The 6,311-nt window shown below is 67.8% G+C and carries 8 protein-coding genes; 4 read left to right on the top strand and 4 right to left on the bottom strand.

Annotated elements, in window-relative coordinates:
• Nucleotides 1-59: 59 nt before the first annotated feature.
• The gene (locus ACWDR7_RS12870; RefSeq protein WP_449855294.1) at nt 60-509 is read right to left on the bottom strand and encodes a hypothetical protein; all 450 of its coding nucleotides are present in this window, start codon (nt 507-509) and stop codon (nt 60-62) included.
• A 197-nt stretch (nt 510-706) separates the two neighbouring features.
• On the opposite strand from ACWDR7_RS12870, the gene ACWDR7_RS12865 reads away from it, so the two are divergent.
• Nucleotides 707-982, top strand: a complete 276-nt coding sequence (locus ACWDR7_RS12865; protein ID WP_449855293.1) for a hypothetical protein — start codon at nt 707-709, stop codon at nt 980-982.
• A 48-nt stretch (nt 983-1,030) separates the two neighbouring features.
• On the opposite strand, the gene ACWDR7_RS12860 is transcribed toward ACWDR7_RS12865, so the two are convergent.
• From ACWDR7_RS12860 to merA, 3 genes are read right to left on the bottom strand one after another with little or no spacing between them, the layout of a single operon-like run.
• Entirely contained in the window at nt 1,031-1,447 is a 417-nt protein-coding gene (locus ACWDR7_RS12860) for a DUF4113 domain-containing protein (protein ID WP_449855292.1), read from the bottom strand.
• Between the two features lie 29 nt (nt 1,448-1,476).
• Nucleotides 1,477-2,127 carry an organomercurial lyase MerB gene (gene merB, locus ACWDR7_RS12855; RefSeq protein ID WP_010155369.1) on the bottom strand — a complete coding sequence of 217 codons (651 nt, stop codon included), beginning with the start codon at nt 2,125-2,127 and terminating at the stop codon, nt 1,477-1,479.
• 20 nt (nt 2,128-2,147) lie between these two features.
• Complete coding sequence (merA, locus tag ACWDR7_RS12850; RefSeq protein WP_449855291.1) at nt 2,148-3,572, bottom strand: mercury(II) reductase; 1,425 nt, start codon at nt 3,570-3,572, stop codon at nt 2,148-2,150.
• A 104-nt stretch (nt 3,573-3,676) separates the two neighbouring features.
• Here merA and ACWDR7_RS12845 point away from each other — a divergent pair, with 104 nt between their 5' ends.
• From ACWDR7_RS12845 to ACWDR7_RS12835, 3 genes are all read left to right on the top strand, one after another.
• On the top strand, nt 3,677-4,066 hold the full coding sequence (locus tag ACWDR7_RS12845; protein WP_449855290.1) for a heavy metal-responsive transcriptional regulator: 390 nt from the start codon (nt 3,677-3,679) through the stop codon (nt 4,064-4,066).
• 122 nt (nt 4,067-4,188) lie between these two features.
• Nucleotides 4,189-5,490 carry an ISL3 family transposase gene (locus tag ACWDR7_RS12840; RefSeq protein WP_449855289.1) on the top strand — a complete coding sequence of 434 codons (1,302 nt, stop codon included), beginning with the start codon at nt 4,189-4,191 and terminating at the stop codon, nt 5,488-5,490.
• Nucleotides 5,466-6,251 (top strand): DNA methyltransferase, encoded by a 786-nt coding sequence (locus ACWDR7_RS12835; RefSeq protein ID WP_449855295.1) that lies wholly within the window; start codon nt 5,466-5,468, stop codon nt 6,249-6,251. The genes ACWDR7_RS12840 and ACWDR7_RS12835 overlap by 25 nt, the downstream gene beginning before the upstream one ends.
• Nucleotides 6,252-6,311: the final 60 nt, after the last annotated feature.

Below are 6,311 nucleotides of genomic sequence, written 5' to 3'. Positions count from 1 at the left end.
CCATGGGCATGCTCAACCACCATTTCGCAGCAGCCGCCTGATCGGCGCAGAGCGACAGCCTACCTCTGACTGCCGCCAATCTTTGCAACAGAGCCCGGGTCGTCGAGGAGCACACCCGACAGGACGGTGCAGCCGTCGTCATCGAGGATCACGTCGACCAGGTCGCGTGCGAGGACGTCGTTCCGCTGGTCGCAGCCGTTTCCGTCGACATCCGCCCAGCGATCGCCGAAGGTCTCGCGCCGGTACTCCGGCACCTGAGCGGCCTCCGCCGGGTCGATCACCGGCAGCTGCGCTGCAAGCGCGGCCCCGTCCGAAAAAGGATCGGCGTCAGTGCTCGGCGCCGATGCGGTCGGTTCGGGGCTGGATGTGACGGGAGGGCGCGGAGTGCTCGAGTGCTCCGGGACGGCGCCGGTCTCCGAAGGCGCCCAACCGCCGAGGGCGAGGAGGCCGGCGGCGGCCGCGGCGATGATGATCGCGATCGCTGAGGTGGCTGTCTTCCTGCGTGCCATGGTGAGTCTCCGATCTCTCTGCCTCTCATGGGTGAGCAAGGCGGGGAGCATCGGACAGCGAGACCCCGGCATGAGAAAGGCGCCCAGCTGATTCGACGATTGTCAGGTCATCAGAATCTCGGAGGTCATGGACCGTCCAGCTGGGCGCCTTGCCTCATCGTACCGGCCCGGTGAGACCGGCTTCTAGAGTGGTTGGTGTGCTGATCGGAGTCATTCGCCCCACCGAGACGGCCGATCTGACGGCAGAGGGCGAGTCGCTCGAAGCGATCAGCCGCGCGCTGCAGGCGCAGACGCCGGACGGGTGGGAGCTCGTGCAGCAGAAGGTGTCGATGCCGAAGGGCTCGACCATGCTGACCGCGACGGGGCGCATCTCTCGATGGGGCGAGCTCCGAGAGATCCAGGCGGAGGATCTGGCCGGCCTCCGTGCGCAGCTCGAGGGTGGCTGGCAGCTGCTGTCGGTGCGTCGGGACTGACCGCCTGACGATACGTGGATCGCGTTACGGGATTCGCGTATCGCGTCGTCAGGCTCGCGCGGTGACGAGCTCATTCCAGTGGGTTGTGGCGCGCGGGGTGAGCATGTCGCGCTTCATCTGCCACGACGGGCCAGGCCGCATTCCGCCCCAGCCGAGGCCGAGGGCCTCGCGGCCGGCCTTGCGCTGGACGTCCGCCATCAGTTGGGCGATCCCGCGATCCTCGTGCGGTTGCCGGAACGGCTCAAGCGGCAGGTGGATGCCGGCCGGCAGCAGCAGCACGATCGCGAGGAGCGCAATGCCCACGCCGATCACCCACGGGTTGCCGAGAAGGAGCCCGCCGATGCCAGTAAGCATTCCGCCGGCGATGAGCACGGGCAGCGCGCAGCAGATCGTCATGAGGAGCACGGCACCGGCTCCCAGGAGTAGGCCACCGCCTCGCGTTCGGTCGTCGTGTTTGGAGGTCATAGCGTTCTCGAATCCTTCTGTGTCGCGGGTCAACAGCAGCGGGGACAGTCGTCGGCCACCGGGGTGTCGTCCTGAAGCAGGTCGAGCAGGCTCGTTGTGAGCTCGTTGCCGATCCGGTAGGCCTCGGCCACCGACACCACCTCGGCACCGGGATGCTCAGAGAGCCACCCGGTGGCGTCGTCGACGGAGGCGAAATAGTGCACCTGGTTGCAGAAGGCCGAGCGGATCGAGGTGATCTGCTCCAGGTTCACCAGCGACACCACGGCGCTCGGGGGTGTGACGCCGGTGACACCGGCAACCGGATCGATGGTGACGCGGATCGTCTCTCCGCTGGCCGGGGAGACGGACTCCACGCGCGCTGGGCGATCGAGGAGGGCCGGGAAGATGAGGGTGTCCAGGGCGCACCAGGTGTAGAGCTCCTCACCGTCGACGGTGAACCGGTGCGGTGTAGGGCGCAGCGTGAGGCCCTGGCCGACGATTCGGCCCTGGTCGTCGTACTCGGTGTCCTGCATCGCGGCCAGTCCGAGCCGTACCTCGTCGATCGTGCGGCCCGCAGCCACGGACAGCTGTTGGACGGTGACGGGGTCACCGTCGGCGAGCAGCCGCAGCAGCGGGATGAGCAGGCCGGTCTCTCCCAGTCGGCTGAGCCGCTCGGGCAGTTGCATGCTGAGGTCAGACATCGTGGGTTCCTCCAGTTCGTTCACGCGCAGCACGACAGGAGCGACGGGTCGGTGGTGAAGGCCTTGGCGGCGATCCGGATGCCCTCGGCCATGGTCAGGTAGGGGGCCCAGGCGTCGGCGACCTCGGCGACCGTCTTGCCGAGCACGTGGACCCCGGCGGCGGCGAGCTCGCCGGCGTCCTTGGCGACGGCGGTGATGCCGAGGATCTTCCCGGTGTCGGCGTCCACGACGATCTTGACGAAGCCGCGGGTGTCGCGGTTGACCAGTGCGCGGGGCACGTGGTGCAGGGGCAGGACGCGGCAGTCGCAGCGGATCCCGGCGGCGACGACGTCCTTCTCGGTCATCCCGACCGCGCCGATCGCCGGGCCGGTGAACGTCACCCTCGGCAGTCGGGCGTAGTCCACGGCCCGATCGGCGTCGGCGAACGCGTTCTCGGCGACGAGGGTGCCGTGGTGGGCGGCGACGTAGACGAACTCGGGGTGGCCGGTCACGTCGCCCGCGGCCCAGATCCGCGGGTGGGAGGACTGCATCCGGTCGGAGACGACCACCTCGCCGAGGTCCCCGGTCTTGACCCCGACACTGTCGAGGCCGAGCCCATCGGTGGCCGGTCGTCGTCCGAGGGCGACGAGCACCTGGTCGGCGCGGAACTCCTCCCGGCCGCCGGCGACGTCCGCGGTGACGACGGCCTGCCCGGTCGCGGCGTCGCGGGACACCCGCGTCGGCAGCGCGCGGCGGACCACCCGGATGCCCTCGTCGGCGAACACCTCCTGCAGCGTCCTGGACACCTCCGGCTCCTCCTTCGACGCGAGCCGGGACCGGACCAGCACGGTGACCTGGGAGCCGAGCCGGGCGAACAGCTGCGCCTGCTCCAGGGCGACGTAGCCGCCGCCGAGCACGAGCAGGGACTCAGGGAGTTCGGTCAGCTCCATCGCCGTGGTCGAGGTCAGGTACCCGGTCTCGTCCAGGCCGTCGATCGGCGGGGCCCACGGCCGAGAGCCGGTCGCGACCAGGTAGTGCCCGGCCTCGATCGTCTCGGTGCTCCCGCCGTCCCCGGCGACCTGGAGGACCGGAGCGTCAGGGGTGCCGGCGAACGCGGCGTCGCCGCGGCGGACGGCCCACCCGTAGGAGTCGGCGACGTCGGCGTACTTCTCGCCCCGCAGCGACTCGACCAGCGCCTGCTTCCCGGCGATCAGGGCGGGCATGTCCACTGGCCCCGCCGTCGTCGCGATCCCCGGGAACCGGTCGGCGGCGTCGGCCGCGGAGTGCCGTGCGTCGGCCGCGGCGATCAGGGCCTTCGACGGCACGCAGCCGGTGTTCACGCAGGTGCCACCGAGCGTCCCGCGCTCGATCATCACCACCGACTTGCCGAGTGTGGTCGCGCGGATCGCGGCGGCGAACGCACCACCGCCCGATCCGATGATGGCGAGGTCGTACTTCGTGGGCATCGCAGCTCCCGTCACTTGGGTTTCTCTTCTTTCTCGGCCATACTGGACCTTCCAGTGCAGGGGAAGGTCAAGAAGGCTTCTGCCGAAAGAAAAGGGGGCCTGCGATGCGCATCGGGGAACTCGCCGAGCGGGCGGGAACGACGGCGAAGACGCTGCGGTTCTACGAGGAGCAGGGCCTGCTGCCCCCGGCCGAGCGCACGCCGTCCGGATACCGCGACTACGCGCCCGAGACGGCCGCCCGGATCGACTTCGTCCACCGCGGCCAGGCCGCGGGCCTCACCCTCGCCCAGATCCGCCAGATCCTCGACATCCGCGACGACGGCGCTGCTCCCTGCGAGCACGTGCGCGACCTCCTCGACGCGCGCCTCGCCGAGATCGAGCAGCAGATCGCCCAGCTCACAGCGCTCCGAGACACCATCGCCGAGCTCAGGCACGACGCCGCGCAGCCCGACCCCGACTCGTGCAGCGCGGACCAGGTCTGCCGGTACCTGTAGCTCACGGAAAATCGGCTCTTCGCAGTTGAGGGTGTAGTCGAGGTTCGCGGGTCGATTGCCGGATAGGCGTCGAGGTCTTCCAGGATGGAAGTTCCTACACTGCCCATCCGAAAGACCTCGACGTGCTCCAAACTACCTTCGCCGCGCCCTGCCTGACCACGTTCTGCCGTCTCGACGAGCTCGGCCTCGAGGCTGTAGGTCAACATCTCGAGGCGGATCGGGCGGTGATCGAGTGCCGCGTCGTCGAGAACGATCCCTGGTGCCGGAAGTGCGGCGCGGAAGGCGTCCCGAGAGACACCGTGGTGCGTCGGCTCGCGCATGAGCCGTTCGGGCACCGGCCCACGACACTGCTGGTCCGGGTGCGCCGCTACCGGTGCGCGCACTGCGGGAAGACGTGGCGGCAGGACACCACGAAGGCCGCCGCGCCGCGGGCGAAGATCTCGCGTGGCGGGCTCGGGTGGGCGCTGACGGCGATCGTGGTCGACCATCTCACGGTGACCCGCGCCGCGGCCGGTCTGGGGGTGTCCTGGCATACCGCGAACAGTGCGATTCTCGCCGAGGGTCGGCGTCGTCTGATCGACGCTCCCGGCCGGTTCGACGGGGTCACGACCCTGGGCGTCGATGAGCATGTCTGGCGTCACACCCGGTACGGCGACAAGTACGTGACCGTGATCATCGACCTCACGCCCGCCCGCGAGAAGACAGGCCCGGCCCAGCTGCTGGACATGGTCGGGGGCCGTTCGAAGGCCGTGTTCAAGCAGTGGCTCGCGGCACGGCCCAAGGAGTGGTCCAAGCGGATCGAGGTGGTCGCGATGGACGGGTTCAGCGGCTTCAAGACGGCCGCCGCCGAAGAGCTGCCCGACGCGGTCCCGGTGATGGATCCGTTCCATGTGGTCCGTCTCGCCGGCGATGCGCTCGATGTGTGTCGCCGCCGCGTTCAGCAGGATCTACACGGACACCGCGGGATGAAGGGCGACCCGCTCTATCAGGCGCGCCGCACCCTGCACACCGGCGACAAGCTACTCACCGACCGGCAACGCGCTCGGCTGGAGGCGCTGTTCGCGACCGAGGAGCACGTCGAGGTCGAAGCGACCTGGGGCATCTACCAGCGCATGATCGCCGCGTATCGCGAACCCGACAAGAAGAATGGCAAGCAGATGATGCAGACCCTGATCGACGCGGTCAGCACCGGGGTTCCTGCCGCGCTCGTCGAGATCCGCAAGCTCGGCCGCACCCTCAAGCAGCGCGCCGCCGACGTGCTCGCGTTCTTCGATCGGCCCGGCACCTCGAACGGCCCAACGGAGGCGATCAACGGACGACTTGAACACCTCCGCGGCTCCGCGCTCGGCTTCCGGAACCTCACGAACTACATCGCAAGAAGCCTGCTCGAAGCCGGAGGATTCAGACCCCAACTACACCCCTAATTCCGAAGAGCCGTATTAGCGACACCGAGGTTGGCCATCTGATTCGAATGATGTGCGAGATATTCGGTGAGGAGTGTCACGTCGAAACCTTCGTTTGGCAGAGCATCTTCCGCCCCTCTAACATGTCTCGCCGCGTTCGAAGGAACGCCGAGTATGTTGCTTGTTTCTCGCGCCGCGCAAGTGATTCCACCGAGTTCGTTGAGCGCTACGAGGATCCCCAAGGAGAGGCATCGCTCACCCAGAACAACAATGCCGTCCGAACGCTTGAGTTCCCGCCAGGAAGCCTGGTAGTGAACCTGCCTGACGGGCGTTACGAAGCCGGTGTTGTCGGTGATGTCCGGCTTGAGACGGATCTGCTGGTTCATGATCGCCGCAACTCTGAGGCGTTTCGAATCTCCGGGAGTTTCAAGTGGTCGCAGCAATACCTCGACGACGAGATCGCCAAAGGAGTGTTTCTCGTCATCAAGACCCACACATTTATCCCGTACTACCGCAAGGACTATCAGAAGACGGCGCTTCGTCCCACCAAGATTCTTCCCCGAGACATTGTGGGCGACGTGCTACAGGCCAACGCGGAGTTGGATCAGCTCGGCTTGGCAGAAGCGTTCGACTATCCCAAGCCGACGTCGCTGTTGCGTCAGCTCATGACTATGACAGGCATAGGGGATGACGACATCGTGCTGGACTTCTTTGCGGGATCAGCGAGCACAGGGCACGCGGTTATGGGGCTCTTCGGACTTCCGGTGGGGGTCATGGGGTGAGGCCGCCGGCGGCGAGGAGCATGCGGAGGCGGTAGTTGTGCCGGTTTCGGTAGCCGCGGG

The organism is Microbacterium sp. NPDC003461 (genome assembly GCF_053588335.1).
Note: the sequence above shows the minus strand (reverse complement) of the source record. Positions and strands in the feature narration are given on the sequence as shown.

Bases quoted from the DNA above. Each gene is read 5' to 3' on its own strand.
- ACWDR7_RS12870 (WP_449855294.1), bottom strand. From the start codon at position 509: ATGGCACGCAGGAAGACAGCCACCTCAGCGATCGCGATCATCATCGCC.
- ACWDR7_RS12860 (WP_449855292.1), bottom strand. From the start codon at position 1,447: ATGACCTCCAAACACGACGACCGAACGCGAGGCGGTGGCCTACTCCTG.
- merA (WP_449855291.1), bottom strand. From the start codon at position 3,572: ATGCCCACGAAGTACGACCTCGCCATCATCGGATCGGGCGGTGGTGCG.
- ACWDR7_RS12845 (WP_449855290.1), top strand. From the start codon at position 3,677: ATGCGCATCGGGGAACTCGCCGAGCGGGCGGGAACGACGGCGAAGACG.
- merB (WP_010155369.1), bottom strand. From the start codon at position 2,127: ATGTCTGACCTCAGCATGCAACTGCCCGAGCGGCTCAGCCGACTGGGA.